Raw genomic sequence first — 12,711 nt, 5'->3', positions numbered from 1 at the left:
AGCGATGAAGGTAATAGCCTGAGCAGTTAATCTCTACTGATAAAAAATAAACCCGCCCTGAGCGGGTTTTTTATTGCCTGAATTTAGCCTGGCCGCGCTGCGTTTATTTTTGCCGGGCGTAATAAATAAATCGCTACGTTTAAACCGGACGGCATTGCCTCACCGATTGCTGAAAGCCAGCCTGGCGGCAAAGCATAAAAAGAGCCCGCCGGTGGCCCGATCCATCGCCATGATGACGCGCTTTTTTTTCAGGAGGCCGGATGCCAGCTGTGTGGACAGGATCAGCGTCACCGACCACAGGGTGCCGATCAGCACATGAATGCTGACCAGAATAAATGTCCAGATGAAAGGCGAATGCCCGGCCGGGATGAACTGCGGTAAAAACGAGACGTAAAAAATGCCCATTTTTGGATTAAGTACGTTCCCCAGCATCCCCTTTACAAACCAGTTGCTTCGGGAAGCGGGCGTTTCATCGTTCTGAGTGAATGACGATCGGGGGCGCATCAGCAGCTGTAAGCCCAGCCAGCTCAGGTAAGCCGCGCCGCAGATTTTAAGAAGGGTATACGCCAGTTCGGACCAGGCCAGCAGCGCACCCACCCCGAGTGCGACAAGCGCCCCCCAGATGAAACAGCCGGCATCAATGCCGAGCGCCGCCTGAAATGCTTTCTTTCCCCCTTCGGCGCAGGCCGTTCGAAGGATAAGGGCGGTATCAAGACCGGGGGTAAGCGTCAGCAGTAAGGCGGCGAAGGAGAAAGCGAGAAGTGAATCGGTGACAGACATTTTCTTTATCCGAAAGGACGGATGTTAGTCACTTATTTACATTCGATCAACATCTCGCTAAGCCAGATTCAGGATGGACCTTAAAAATTCCAGTCCTCATCCTCGGTTTCGACCGCTTTTCCCATCACATACGACGACCCCGACCCCGAAAAGAAGTCATGGTTTTCGTCGGCATTGGGTGACAGCGCCGCGAGGATCGCCGGGTTCACTTCGGCCATCTCCGGTGGGAACAGCGCCTCGTAGCCCAGGTTCATCAGCGCCTTGTTGGCGTTGTAGCAGAGGAACGCCTTCACATCCTCTTCCCAGCCCGTTCCGGCATACAGCTCGTCGGTATAGGCCAGTTCGTTGTCATAGAGATCCATCAGCAGATCCAGCGCAAAGTTTTTTAACGCCTCGCGCTCGGCCTCGCTCACTTTCTCCAGCCCTTTCTGGTACTTATAGCCAATGTAGTACCCGTGTACCGCTTCGTCGCGGATGATGAGCCGAATCAGATCCGCGGTGTTGGTCAACTTGCCGCGGCTCGACCAGTACATCGGCAGCCAGAAGCCGGAATAGAAGAGGAACGACTCCAGAAACACGCTGGCGATCTTCTTCTTTAATGGTTCATCAGCGCGATAATGTTCCAGCACCCGCTGGGCTTTGCGCTGCAACGCCTCGCTCTCTTCGCTCCAGCGGTAGGCGGCATCCACGTCTTTGGTCTGACAGAGGGTCGAAAAGATCGAGCTGTAGGAGCGGGCATGCACCGCCTCCATAAAGCTGATGTTCGACATCACCGCCTCTTCGTGCGGCGTCAGCGCATCGGCGATCAGGGCCGGCGCACCCACGGTGTTCTGCACCGTGTCGAGCAGCGTCAGGCCGGTAAAGACGCGAATGGTAAGCTGCTGCTCGGCGTGGGTCAGCGTGGCCCATGCCTGCACGTCATTAGACAGGGGCACCTTTTCTGGCAGCCAGAAGTTGCTGGTCAGGCGGTTCCACACCTCCAGATCTTTGTCATCTTCGATGTTGTTCCAGTTAATGGCCTGTACCCGTGACAGTTTCATCCTCTCTCCTTACAGCGCGCAGGACACGCAGCCTTCTGTTTCGGTGCCTTCCAGCGCAAGCTGGCGCAGGCGAATGTAGTACAGGGTCTTGATCCCTTTCTTCCACGCATAAATCTGCGCTTTGTTGATGTCGCGGGTGGTGGCGGTATCGGGGAAGAACAGCGTCAGCGACAGCCCCTGATCGACGTGCTTTGTCGCCTCGGCATAGGTATCGATAATTTTTTCCGGGCCAATCTCGTAGGCATCCTGATACAGGGCCAGGTTGTCGTTGGTCATAAACGGGGCAGGGTAGTAGACGCGCCCGGTTTTGCCCTCTTTGCGGATCTCAATTTTCGAGACGATAGGGTGAATGCTCGAGGTCGCATGGTTGATGTAGGAGATAGAGCCGGTCGGCGGCACCGCCTGTAAGTTCTGGTTGTAAATGCCGTACTGCATCACGTCGTCACGCAACTGCTGCCACATCTCGCGCGTCGGCAGGGTAACGCCAGCGCGGGCAAACAGGTCGCGCACTTTCTCCGTTTTCGGCTGCCAGTCGTTTTCCAGATACTGATTAAAATACTCGCCGCTGGCATAGCGCGACTGTTCAAAGCCCGCGAAACGCTGACGGTGTTCGCGCGCCAGCATCATCGAGGTACGCAGGGCGTGCCAGGTGATGGTGTAGAAATAGAGGTTGGTGAAATCCAGCCCTTCCGGGCTGCCGTAGGCGATCCCCTCCCGCGCCAGATAGCCGTGCAGGTTCATCTGCCCGAGGCCGATCGCGTGCGAGGCGGCATTCCCGGCTTCTACCGACGGCACGCTGCGGATGTGGCTCATATCCGATACCGCCGACAGGCCGCGCACCGCGGTTTCGACGGTGCGGCCAAAGTCGGGGGAGTCCATGGTATGGGCAATGTTCAGCGAACCCAGATTGCAGGAGATATCGTGCCCGGTCCGGGTGTAATCCAGATCCTCGTCATAGGTTGAGGCGCTGTTAACCTGCAAAATCTCCGAGCACAGGTTGCTCATGTTGATGCGCCCGGCAATCGGATTAGCGCGATTAACGGTGTCTTCAAACATGATGTACGGATAGCCGGACTCAAACTGGATCTCCGCCAGCCGCTGGAAGAAGTCGCGGGCATTCATCCAGGTCTTGCGAACGCGCGCGTCTGCCACCAGGTCGTCGTACAGCTCGCTAACCGCCACATCACCAAACGGCTTACCGTAGAGGCGCTCCACGTCATAGGGGGAGAACAGCGCCATGTCGGCGTTCTCCTTCGCCAGCCGGAAGGTGATATCCGGGATCACCACCCCCAGCGACAGGGTTTTAATGCGAATTTTTTCGTCGGCGTTTTCGCGTTTGGTATCCAGGAAACGCAGAATATCCGGGTGATGGGCATGCAGATAGACCGCTCCGGCCCCCTGGCGCGCGCCTAGCTGGTTGGCGTAGGAGAACGCATCTTCCAGCATTTTCATGACCGGGATCACCCCGGAAGACTGGTTCTCAATGCGCTTGATGGGTGCCCCGGCTTCCCGCAGGTTCGAAAGCAAAAACGCTACGCCGCCGCCGCGTTTGGAGAGCTGCAACGCCGAGTTTACCGCGCGGCCAATCGACTCCATATTGTCTTCAATGCGCAGCAGGAAGCAGGAGACCAACTCCCCGCGCTGGGCTTTTCCGCAGTTGAGGAAGGTGGGTGTCGCGGGCTGAAAACGGCCTGCCAGCATCTCGTCGGTGAGCTGGCGGGCCAGGTTTTCATCCCCCTGGGCGAGGGTCAGGGCTACCATCACTACCCGATCTTCAAAGTGCTCAAGGTACTGCTTGCCGTCGAAGGTTTTTAGCGTGTAGCTGGTGTAAAACTTCCACGCGCCGAGGAACGTCTTGAAACGAAAACCGCTGGCGTGAGCATGGGCAAACAGCGCCAGCACAAAGGCAGGATCGAAGCGCGACAGGACCTTCGGATCGTAGTAACTCTCGCTGACCAGATAATCGAGACGCGCCTGCGGGCTGGAAAAGGTCATGGTGTTGGGGTAGACGTGGGCGTTAAAAAAGGCGTCCACCGCCTCATGATCTTTGCTGAACTGGATCTTCCCGTCCCGATCGTACAGGTTGAGCATGGCGTTCAGCGCATGGAAATCGGTTGATCGCTGCATTACGCGCTCTGCGGTTGTCGTTGCCAAAATTCGTTCACTCCTTTACGCACGTTATCGACGTCCTGCTGCGTCCCCATCAGCTCGAAGCGATAGAGGTACGGCACGCCGCATTTTTGTGAGATGACATCCCCGGCGCGGCCGAATGCCTCACCGAAATTACGGTTGCCAGCGGCAATCACGCCGCGGATAAGCGCCCGGTTGTGCGGATCGTTGAGAAAGCGGATCGCCTGACGCGGCACCGCCCCGGCCGTTCCGCCCCCGCCGTAGCTGGGCACCACCAGAATAAAAGGCTCGTCTACCTGGATCCGCTCCCGCTCGTTCAGGGGGATCCGCACGGCGGGCAGCCCCACGCGCTCGATAAAGCGGTGCGTGTTCTCCGAGCTGCTGGAGAAGTAGACGAGAAGGCTCATGCCCGGGCGGCCTGTGCCGGCTGCGGCAGGCGGTTAATCATGTCCGGGCGGAAGCCCGACCACCGGGTATCACCGGCGATAACCACCGGCAGCTGGCGGAACCCCTGGGCACGAAGGCTCTCTGCCGCATCAGGAACCTGGTCAACAAACACCTGCTCGAAGACCAGGCCGCGGCTCTCCATCGCGCGTTTGGTGGCATGGCACTGCACGCAGTCGGCTCGAGTGTAAATAATAATGCGCATGATTCGTATTTCCATCTAGAATGGGATTCCGACGCCAGTTGCTGCGTCACCGTGAGTCTCTCTTACTAAAGGAAATACTAGATGTAGTTGCTATAAGTTTCAACCATACAAGATATGGGAAAATATGCGGGATTTTACTGCCGGGGATGCGTTCAGCGGGAGAGGGCGCGCGCAGGGGTTAAAAAAGAAAAACCCCCACACCAGAGGGCATGGGGGCGAAGACGATAGAACGGAATCGGGGATTATTTGCGCAGAGCCAGCAGCGCACCGATAAAGATCCCCACCGCGGCGACAGTACCTACTGCACACATCGGACGTTCACGAATAAAGGTGTTAGCGCAGCCGATGGCATCACAGGCGGCCTGCTTGCCGGTGGAGCGACCCTGCAGACGCGCACGGGTTTCACGCAGCAGCGATTTGGCTTTACGTCTGGCGTCATCCGCTTCGCCCTTCGCATCTGATCCCCAGGATTTCAAAACGCTCTCCAGCGAATCCGCTAATTTCCTGACATCGTTATGGATATCCTGAACATCGTCATCAACATCGTTTCGGTTTGAACGGTTAAACATATGCTTCTCCCTTGAATTTGCGGTAATTAACAGTTTAGACCACCTTTTTAATATCTGAAGCCGGTCACGGCTTATCAGGCCGTTTATGGATTTTTCTGAAAGCACTGCTATTGCTGAATACGGTAAGGTTGCCGGGCAGGAATGATAATGAGGAAAGAATATGTATTTACGACCGGATGAGGTTGCGCGCGAACTTGAAAAAGCGGGATTTACCGTGGATGTGGTAACCCAAAAAGCATACGGGTACCGTCGTGGCGATAATTATGTTTATGTGAACCGCGAAGCACGTATGGGGCGCACGGCGCTGATCATTCATCCCACGCTGAAAGAGAGAAGTCTTTCCTTTGCGGAGCCTGCCTCAGAGATGAAAACCAGCGACCATTATGAGCAGTTCCCGCTCTATTTAGGGGGCAATAACCAGGAACATTATGGTATTCCGCATGGCTTCAGTTCCCGCATGGCGCTGGAACGTTTTCTGAAAGGCCTGTTTGGCGACTCGCAATAACGACGCGACTGGCTTTTCGCCAGTCGCCGTGCCTTACGCTTTGACCTGATGATACTGGCTGACTTTGAACAGACGTCGGCAGTAATCGAGGAAATAGCCGTACACCGCACCCATCATCATCGATACCACGATATTTGAACTTACCGCCGCGGCGATCTGGTGCCAGTCGGCTCCCACCGTTAACAAAATCGCGACATAAACGGGCGACTGAAAAGTGACATACGCAACGACGTCCGCCAGATTTTTCATCCAGCCGGTAGGGGAGTAGCGCCGGGCAAAACGCATCACCGCATCACGATAGAAACCGTACGGCCATGCAATTAAGATATTCACCGGGACGGCTACCAGACGGGAGGAAAGCGACTGCTCGAAGGTCATTCCAGAGAGGAATATTTCAATCAGCATGTTCACCACCGAACAGTAGACCACCATGGCAAAGGTATCCGCTACCGCGTGACGCAGGCGAGACTGCCGAGAGAACATGTTCTGACTCCTTCAGGGTCGTATATCAGAGAGGCTAAAGCGGGACAGGCTAGTGCTTTAGGTTACTTTATTTTTCGTGTATAGCGTATCTCTCTGCATTAAAACCTACAATTAGCGATAAATTTTTATTTAAAGACGTTTTGTCGGGAAAATGCTCTAAACGAACCGGTTTTGTGAGCGCGGCGGCATTTTCTCTTCGGTCTTTTATTTTTTTCACTATAAACAAGGGCTTATATTTTTATATTTCAGCCTCTGGCATGAGCTGTGTTCCGACGTGATAACGCTGCGCTTTGCTGGCGGGTTATGTTGTGAGTTTGCGGTTGAGAAGCAAAAGATAGCGGAATAGGAATTTTTGCTTTATGCAGCAGGAATGAATGAATATTCGATATACCATCAAAATAATTGAATGGGCAATAGCCCTGGAAAAGGTCAGGAGTTAAATAAACCTTAAACCGGTTATAAGAATAAATCATACAAAAAGTAAGGGGTCGTACTTTATATTTCTTTGTTTCATTTAATTTGAGATAAATTATATTTTCCTGCACTGTCGTCTGGATGTTCATAAACAAATGAATTACCATGACCGCTATTGCTTATTTTATCGACTTAAAAGGTTTTCATTTTATATGACTTCGCTGTTACAGAATCTTAATAATATTCGTACTCTGCGCGCCACGGCGCGTGAATTCTCGCTGGACGTGCTGGAAGATATGCTCGAAAAGCTCCGCATCGTCACCGAAGAAAAGCGTAATGAACAGGCTGAAGTTGAACAGCAGCGCGCTGAGCAGAATCAGAAAATTAACGCTCTGCTGGAGAAGATGAAAGCTGACGGTATTTCGGCAGAAGACCTGCTGGGTTCCAACCTGTTGAACACCCCGGCCCAGCCTAAGAAGCGCCAGGCGCGTGCGGCAAAATATCGCTTTACGGATACCGATGGTCAGGTGAAAACCTGGACCGGTCAGGGTCGTACGCCGAAGCCGATTACCCTTGCCCTGGCGGAAGGAAAATCACTGGATGATTTCCTGATTTAATCCGTACCCACCGGGCGGATTAACGCCGCCCGGTCGCGTCTGTTTAGCAGACGCCAAAATCGCCATCTTCTTTATACAGCGATACGTCCGCTGCCTTCAGGGTATATTTTTCCCCTTCTTCGTTACTCGCCTGTACTGCCACAATCTGATCGTCGTGTACTTCGATCACTTTCAGCTTTGGACCACCCATACGCGGTTGTACATAATCGCCAACAGAAAACATAGTTATCTCCTCATGATAGTTTCGTCCCTAACAGTAGCCCAGGCGCAGGCCGCGGTACAGCGCCACGCGCGGAATACTCCTAAATCGCCAGCCTAAACCTGTGTAAAGAGGGTAAAAGAGGGTAAAACTGCACGCGAAGGCTGGCAGCTGTGCGTAGACTCACTACGCTTAGAGTTAAAACCTCTTTTTATACAATGACCTGACTGCTTGCATGGAGAATTTATGGGTTTCTGGCGTATCGTAATTACCATCATTTTACCGCCCCTTGGCGTACTGCTGGGCAAAGGCTTTGGCTGGGCGTTTATCCTGAACATCATCCTGACGCTGCTGGGCTACATTCCTGGCCTTATTCATGCGTTCTGGGTGCAGAGCCGCAGCTAAGTTCGCCACAGTAAATCGCTGTAGATCCCGGTCAACACCCCCTGGGGGGCAAACTGCTGTTTGATCCAGCGGGTGACCTGACCGGTAGCCGCATGCTGCGTGGCGAGCAGCATGCGCGAGTCCTGACGCGGGTTGTTGATTCGCCGCGTGACCAGTAGCCCCGCCTCCACCGCCTCTCTGGCCATATGTTCTGGTAAAAAACCAATCCCTTCCCCGAGGATCTGGCACTGACACTTGGTATTAAAATCCGGGACCAGGATCGCCTCCTGGCCGTGCAGCAGCCAGCCCACTTTTTTATTAATGGTATGCGCCGTGTCTTCGACCATGATGTTGGGGTACAGCCGCAGCTGGCTCTCCGCCAGCGGCTCGGGCGCCAGCGCCAGCGGGTGTTCCGGGGCGATGGCAAACACCCAGCGGATCGCGCCGATTTCGGTGTAATCGATCCCGCCTCCGTCGAGCAAGGTATCCGGGGCACCGATGGCGATATTCGCCTGATTATTGATGATCGAATCCCAGACGCCGTTATACACCTCGGTGGTCACCGTGATCTGGCAGGTCGGGAACTGCTTTTTCAGCACCTGCAATAAGCGTGCGGTGTGGCGCGGGGTATAGAGCAGCTGGTTGATGCAGATCCGCACCCGCGTCTCAATCCCCTGGGAAATCGTGTCGATCCCGCGCTTGATGGCGTGGAAATCATTCAGAAGGTCTATGGCTTTGCGGTAGAAGTAGAACCCCGATTCGGTCAGCTCGATGCTGCGGGTATTGCGCACAAACAGCACCACATCGAGGCCGGTCTCCATACGTTTAATGGTGTAGCTGATGGCCGAGGTGGTGACCCCCAGCTCGGCCGCGGATTTGCTAAAGCTGCCAAATCGCGCCGCGGTGGTGAAGGCCAGCAGGTTCTCTTCGGTAAAGATGGAATTCATATCATGGCTCCTGGCACCCATCAGTTTTGAACATATTTTAACAACGCGGTTACAACTCATTTGACGCCGGTCACAGTTCTGGACATTTGCTGCGAGCCGCACAGCGCAAGGGCTGCGTAAACATAAGAAGAATGCAGCTTAAGGGCTTAAAAAGCGGTAAAACATAAGGAAAAGGTTGCACAGACGCACATTTTGACCGGACTGTTAAATTTAACTCAACAATGAATTCGCTGTCGATGAATCATTTTTAAGCGGATTCTTTTCTGACCAGGCCGTTGCTATGCTCACTCCATCAGAAAGGAAAATCAGGAGTGTGGATATGTCCAGCAATGAACTCGTTACCGAATTTCTGCTCGCTGCCGAACAGGGGAATGCCGAAGCATTAAAAGCCTGTCTGGAAAAAGGGGTGGATATTAATGCCACCAACCGTCAGAAACGAACCGCCATTATTATTGCCAGCCTGAATAAACATTATCCCTGCGTGGAATTACTGATTGCCGCCGGGGCGAATATCGACCAGCAGGATCAGACCTGTTTCAACCCGTTCCTGATCAGTTGCCTGACAAACGATCTCACTCTGCTGCGCCTGGTGCTGCCAGCCAACCCGGATCTCGATCGTCTTACGCGCTTCGGCGGCGTGGGGATCACCCCGGCCAGCGAGAAAGGCCATCTGGAAGTGGTCCAGGAGCTGCTGGCCCACACCGACATCAACGTCAACCATACCAACTTCGTGGGCTGGACCCCGCTGCTCGAAGCCATCGTCCTGAATGACGGCGGCCCCCGCCAGCAGGCGATCGTCAAGCTGCTGCTCGACCACGGCGCCAACCCGCACATGACCGATAAATACGGCAAATCCCCCCTCGAACTGGCGCGGGAAAAAGGCTTCAGCGAGATTGCCGAACTGCTGATCGCCGCCGGCGCGTAATACCCCCGGCCAGCCGTTTCAGGCTGGCCTGAAAAAAAAATAGCCTTTTCCATCATGCCTTCGGGCCTGATGTGGCCCCCTTTTGCCCGCATTCAGGAGGACGTAATGCCCACCAAAATCGTGATAAAAAAGAATACGTATTTTGATTCTGTTTCGCTGATGTCGGTTTCTACCAAAGCGAATAAATTGCCCGGTGTCGAGCAGGCCTTTGTCGCCATGGCCACCGAAATGAATAAAGGTGTCCTAAAAAATCTCGGCCTGCTGACGCCGGAATTAGAGGACGCTAAAAACGGCGATCTGATGATCGTGATTAAAGGTGAGGCCGCCAACGACGACACCCTGGCCGCCATCGAAGCCCTGTTCGCCCGTAAAGAGCAAGCGGGTAGCCACGAAGCGCGCTATGCCACCCTCGCCAGCGCCAAAACACATCGCCCGGACGCCAACCTGGCGGTGATCTCCGTCAACGGCACCTTTGCCGCCCGCGAAGCGCGCCAGGCACTGGAGAACAACCTTAACGTCATGCTGTTCTCGGATAACGTCTCACTCGACGACGAGCTGGCGCTCAAGCAGCTGGCCCACGAAAAAGGGCTGTTGATGATGGGGCCGGACTGCGGCACTGCCATCATTAACGGCGCAGGGCTGTGCTTTGCCAACGCGGTGCGTCGCGGAACCATTGGCATCGTCGGCGCGTCCGGCACCGGCAGCCAGGAGCTGAGCGTGCGCATCCACGAATTCGGCGGCGGTATCTCCCAGCTGATCGGCACCGGCGGTCGCGATCTGAGTGAAAAAATCGGCGGTCTGATGATGCTTGATGCCATCGCAATGCTGGAAGCCGACGACGCCACGCAAGTCATCGTTCTGATCTCAAAACCCCCTGCGCCTGCGGTAGCCGAAAAAGTGCTGGCCCGCGCCCGCGCCTGTCGTAAGCCTGTCATCGCCTGTTTCCTCGGCCGCAATGAACCGCCTGCCGATGAAAACGGCCTGCAGTTCGCCCGCGGCACCAAAGACGCGGCGCTGAAAGCCGTTCTGCTCACCGGCATTAAACAAGAATCGCTCGATCTGCACCCGCTCAACTGGCCGCTGATCGAAGAGGTGCGCGCCCGTCTGACCCCGCAGCAGAAGTACATTCGCGGCCTGTTCTGCGGCGGCACCCTGTGCGACGAAGCGATGTTCGCCGCGCTGGAAAAATACGACGACGTGTACAGCAACATTCAGCCCGATCCGGCTAAACGTCTGGCGGATATTAACGTCAGCCAGGCGCACACCTTCCTCGACTTTGGTGATGATGACTTCACCAACGGCAAGCCGCACCCGATGATCGACCCGACCAACCGTATCAGCCGCCTGCTGCAGGAGGCGCGCGATCCCGAAGTGGGGGTGATCGTGATGGACTTCGTGCTCGGCTTCGGCGCGCATGACGATCCGGTGGGGGTGATGATCGAGGCGATCAAAGAGGCGCAGGCGATCGCCCGTGCCGACAACCGGCCGCTTGAGATCCTGGGCTACGTGCTCGGCACCGACCAGGATACCCCGTCGTTGACCCAACAGTGCCAGCTACTGACCGATGCGGGGGTGATCTGGGCCAGCAGCAGTACCAACACTGGATTACTGGCACGTGAATTTGTCTGCAAAGGGGAGAAAGCCTGATGACCACCTTATTTAACCAGCCGCTGAACGTCATTAACGTCGGCATCGCCATGTTCAGCGACGACCTGAAAAAGCAGCACGTTCCGGTCACCCAACTCGACTGGACCCCACCGGGGCAGGGCAATATGCAGGTGGTTGATGCCCTGGATCAACTGGCGGAGAAAACCCTGGCCGACAAAATTGCCGCCGCCAACAACATCGCCCTTGAACGCATTATTCAGTCCCACCCGGTGCTGGTGGGTTATGACCAGGCGATCAACGTGGTGCCCGGCATGACCCGCACCACCATCCTGCACGCCGGTCCGCCCGTCTCATGGGAAAACATGTGCGGGGCGATGAAAGGGGCAGTTACCGGGGCGCTGGTGTTTGAAGGGCTGGCGAAAGATATCGAAGACGCAGAGCGCGTGGCGGCGTCGGGGGAGATCACCTTCTCGCCGTGCCACGAACACGACTGCGTGGGCTCGATGGCGGGCGTCACCTCCGCGTCGATGTTTATGCACATCGTCGAGAACAAAACCTACGGCAACCGCGCCTTCACCAACCTCAGCGAGCAGATGGCGAAGATCCTGCGCATGGGTGCCAACGACCAGAGCGTGATCGACCGCCTGAACTGGATGCGCGACGTGCTCGGCCCGATGCTGCGTGATGCCATGAAGATCATCGGCGAAATCGACCTGCGTTTAATGCTGGCTCAGGCCCTGCACATGGGCGACGAGTGCCACAACCGCAACAACGCCGGCACCACGCTGCTGATTCAGGCGCTGACGCCGGGTCTGATTCAGGCCGGTTATCCGGTGGAGCAGCAGCGCGAGGTGTTTGAGTTTGTCGCCAGCAGCGACTACTTCTCCGGCCCGACGTGGATGGCGATGTGCAAAGCCGCGCTGGATGCCGCCCACGGCATCGAGTACAGCACCGTGGTCACCACCATGGCGCGCAACGGCTACGAGTTTGGCCTGCGCATCTCCGGCCTGCCGGGGCAGTGGTTCACCGGCCCGGCGCAGCAGGTGATTGGCCCGATGTTTGCGGGCTACAAACCGGAAGACTCCGGGTTAGATATCGGCGACAGCGCGATTACCGAAACCTACGGCATCGGCGGCTTTGCGATGGCGACGGCCCCGGCGATTGTTGCCCTGGTAGGCGGCACGGTCGAAGAAGCCATCGACTTCTCGCGCCAGATGCGTGAGATCACCCTCGGCGAAAACCCGAATGTCACCATCCCGCTGCTCTCGTTTATGGGCATTCCGACGGCGATCGACATCACCCGCGTGGCCGCCAGCGGCATTCTGCCGGTGATCAACACCGCCATCGCCCATAAAGACGCCGGGATCGGCATGATTGGGGCGGGCATCGTTCACCCGCCGTTTAGCTGTTTTGAAAAGGCGCTGTTGACCTTCCGCGATCGCTACATCCTATAAGGTAAGC

15 protein-coding genes are annotated in these 12,711 nt (G+C 55.8%); 6 read left to right on the top strand and 9 right to left on the bottom strand.

Annotated features, from left to right (window positions below):
• Window positions 1-159 precede the first annotated feature (159 nt).
• From ABIE02_RS13295 to ABIE02_RS13270, 6 genes are all read right to left on the bottom strand, one after another.
• On the bottom strand, window positions 160-780 hold the full coding sequence (locus ABIE02_RS13295; protein WP_103792524.1) for a LysE family translocator: 621 nt from the start codon (window positions 778-780) through the stop codon (window positions 160-162).
• A gap of 80 nt (window positions 781-860) precedes the next feature.
• Window positions 861-1,820, bottom strand: coding sequence for a class 1b ribonucleoside-diphosphate reductase subunit beta (gene nrdF / locus ABIE02_RS13290; RefSeq protein WP_117386739.1), 960 nt, complete (start codon window positions 1,818-1,820; stop codon window positions 861-863).
• A gap of 9 nt (window positions 1,821-1,829) precedes the next feature.
• Window positions 1,830-3,974, bottom strand: a complete 2,145-nt coding sequence (gene nrdE / locus ABIE02_RS13285) for a class 1b ribonucleoside-diphosphate reductase subunit alpha (protein ID WP_336995056.1) — start codon at window positions 3,972-3,974, stop codon at window positions 1,830-1,832.
• A complete protein-coding gene (nrdI, locus tag ABIE02_RS13280) occupies window positions 3,947-4,357 on the bottom strand; it encodes a class Ib ribonucleoside-diphosphate reductase assembly flavoprotein NrdI (RefSeq protein WP_077226180.1) in 411 nt (136 codons plus the stop codon). The genes nrdE and nrdI overlap by 28 nt, the downstream gene beginning before the upstream one ends.
• On the bottom strand, window positions 4,354-4,614 hold the full coding sequence (nrdH, locus tag ABIE02_RS13275; RefSeq protein ID WP_071886424.1) for a glutaredoxin-like protein NrdH: 261 nt from the start codon (window positions 4,612-4,614) through the stop codon (window positions 4,354-4,356). Before nrdH ends, nrdI begins: the two co-directional genes overlap by 4 nt.
• 227 nt (window positions 4,615-4,841) lie before the next feature.
• Window positions 4,842-5,168 carry a DUF883 family protein gene (locus ABIE02_RS13270; RefSeq protein WP_032613488.1) on the bottom strand — a complete coding sequence of 109 codons (327 nt, stop codon included), beginning with the start codon at window positions 5,166-5,168 and terminating at the stop codon, window positions 4,842-4,844.
• Between the two features lie 160 nt (window positions 5,169-5,328).
• On the opposite strand from ABIE02_RS13270, the gene ABIE02_RS13265 reads away from it, so the two are divergent.
• Window positions 5,329-5,673 carry a DUF2002 family protein gene (locus tag ABIE02_RS13265; RefSeq protein ID WP_032613486.1) on the top strand — a complete coding sequence of 115 codons (345 nt, stop codon included), beginning with the start codon at window positions 5,329-5,331 and terminating at the stop codon, window positions 5,671-5,673.
• Window positions 5,674-5,706: 33 nt separating this feature from the next.
• On the opposite strand, the gene alaE is transcribed toward ABIE02_RS13265, so the two are convergent.
• Window positions 5,707-6,156 (bottom strand): L-alanine exporter AlaE, encoded by a 450-nt coding sequence (gene alaE, locus ABIE02_RS13260; RefSeq protein ID WP_032613484.1) that lies wholly within the window; start codon window positions 6,154-6,156, stop codon window positions 5,707-5,709.
• A 626-nt stretch (window positions 6,157-6,782) separates the two neighbouring features.
• Between alaE and stpA the strand changes: the two genes are divergently transcribed.
• On the top strand, window positions 6,783-7,187 hold the full coding sequence (gene stpA / locus ABIE02_RS13255; protein ID WP_032613482.1) for a DNA-binding protein StpA: 405 nt from the start codon (window positions 6,783-6,785) through the stop codon (window positions 7,185-7,187).
• 43 nt (window positions 7,188-7,230) lie between these two features.
• Here the strand turns inward: stpA and ABIE02_RS13250 are convergent, their stop codons facing one another.
• The gene (locus tag ABIE02_RS13250) at window positions 7,231-7,410 is read right to left on the bottom strand and encodes a hypothetical protein (protein WP_059307334.1); all 180 of its coding nucleotides are present in this window, start codon (window positions 7,408-7,410) and stop codon (window positions 7,231-7,233) included.
• Between the two features lie 222 nt (window positions 7,411-7,632).
• On the opposite strand from ABIE02_RS13250, the gene ABIE02_RS13245 reads away from it, so the two are divergent.
• A complete protein-coding gene (locus ABIE02_RS13245) occupies window positions 7,633-7,791 on the top strand; it encodes a YqaE/Pmp3 family membrane protein (RefSeq protein WP_032613478.1) in 159 nt (52 codons plus the stop codon).
• Here the strand turns inward: ABIE02_RS13245 and ABIE02_RS13240 are convergent.
• Window positions 7,788-8,717: a LysR substrate-binding domain-containing protein gene (locus ABIE02_RS13240; RefSeq protein WP_336995055.1), complete on the bottom strand. Its 930-nt coding sequence runs from the start codon at window positions 8,715-8,717 to the stop codon at window positions 7,788-7,790. The genes ABIE02_RS13245 and ABIE02_RS13240 overlap by 4 nt on opposite strands.
• A 319-nt stretch (window positions 8,718-9,036) precedes the next feature.
• On the opposite strand from ABIE02_RS13240, the gene ABIE02_RS13235 reads away from it, so the two are divergent.
• The 3 genes from ABIE02_RS13235 (at window position 9,037) to ABIE02_RS13225 (ending at window position 12,704) form a co-directional block, all read left to right on the top strand.
• Window positions 9,037-9,642: an ankyrin repeat domain-containing protein gene (locus tag ABIE02_RS13235; protein WP_032613474.1), complete on the top strand. Its 606-nt coding sequence runs from the start codon at window positions 9,037-9,039 to the stop codon at window positions 9,640-9,642.
• 105 nt (window positions 9,643-9,747) lie between these two features.
• On the top strand, window positions 9,748-11,289 hold the full coding sequence (gene fdrA, locus ABIE02_RS13230; RefSeq protein WP_032613472.1) for an acyl-CoA synthetase FdrA: 1,542 nt from the start codon (window positions 9,748-9,750) through the stop codon (window positions 11,287-11,289).
• Window positions 11,289-12,704, top strand: a complete 1,416-nt coding sequence (locus tag ABIE02_RS13225; RefSeq protein WP_336995054.1) for a DUF1116 domain-containing protein — start codon at window positions 11,289-11,291, stop codon at window positions 12,702-12,704. Before fdrA ends, ABIE02_RS13225 begins: the two co-directional genes overlap by 1 nt.
• Window positions 12,705-12,711: the final 7 nt, after the last annotated feature.

It is taken from the genome of Leclercia sp. 1548, from assembly GCF_050435045.1.
In the GTDB taxonomy this organism is placed as follows: domain Bacteria; phylum Pseudomonadota; class Gammaproteobacteria; order Enterobacterales; family Enterobacteriaceae; genus Enterobacter; species Enterobacter adecarboxylatus.
The sequence above is the reverse complement of the archived record's forward strand: the minus strand, read 5'-3'. Positions and strand labels throughout refer to the sequence as shown.

Excerpts from the sequence above, each read along its gene's own strand:
- ABIE02_RS13295 (WP_103792524.1), bottom strand. The coding sequence starts at position 780 with ATGTCTGTCACCGATTCACTTCTCGCTTTCTCCTTCGCCGCCTTACTG.
- nrdF (WP_117386739.1), bottom strand. The coding sequence starts at position 1,820 with ATGAAACTGTCACGGGTACAGGCCATTAACTGGAACAACATCGAAGAT.
- nrdI (WP_077226180.1), bottom strand. The coding sequence starts at position 4,357 with ATGAGCCTTCTCGTCTACTTCTCCAGCAGCTCGGAGAACACGCACCGC.
- nrdH (WP_071886424.1), bottom strand. The coding sequence starts at position 4,614 with ATGGAAATACGAATCATGCGCATTATTATTTACACTCGAGCCGACTGC.
- ABIE02_RS13270 (WP_032613488.1), bottom strand. The coding sequence starts at position 5,168 with ATGTTTAACCGTTCAAACCGAAACGATGTTGATGACGATGTTCAGGAT.
- ABIE02_RS13265 (WP_032613486.1), top strand. The coding sequence starts at position 5,329 with ATGTATTTACGACCGGATGAGGTTGCGCGCGAACTTGAAAAAGCGGGA.
- alaE (WP_032613484.1), bottom strand. The coding sequence starts at position 6,156 with ATGTTCTCTCGGCAGTCTCGCCTGCGTCACGCGGTAGCGGATACCTTT.
- stpA (WP_032613482.1), top strand. The coding sequence starts at position 6,783 with ATGACTTCGCTGTTACAGAATCTTAATAATATTCGTACTCTGCGCGCC.
- ABIE02_RS13250 (WP_059307334.1), bottom strand. The coding sequence starts at position 7,410 with ATGTTTTCTGTTGGCGATTATGTACAACCGCGTATGGGTGGTCCAAAG.
- ABIE02_RS13245 (WP_032613478.1), top strand. The coding sequence starts at position 7,633 with ATGGGTTTCTGGCGTATCGTAATTACCATCATTTTACCGCCCCTTGGC.
- ABIE02_RS13240 (WP_336995055.1), bottom strand. The coding sequence starts at position 8,717 with ATGAATTCCATCTTTACCGAAGAGAACCTGCTGGCCTTCACCACCGCG.
- ABIE02_RS13235 (WP_032613474.1), top strand. The coding sequence starts at position 9,037 with ATGTCCAGCAATGAACTCGTTACCGAATTTCTGCTCGCTGCCGAACAG.
- fdrA (WP_032613472.1), top strand. The coding sequence starts at position 9,748 with ATGCCCACCAAAATCGTGATAAAAAAGAATACGTATTTTGATTCTGTT.
- ABIE02_RS13225 (WP_336995054.1), top strand. The coding sequence starts at position 11,289 with ATGACCACCTTATTTAACCAGCCGCTGAACGTCATTAACGTCGGCATC.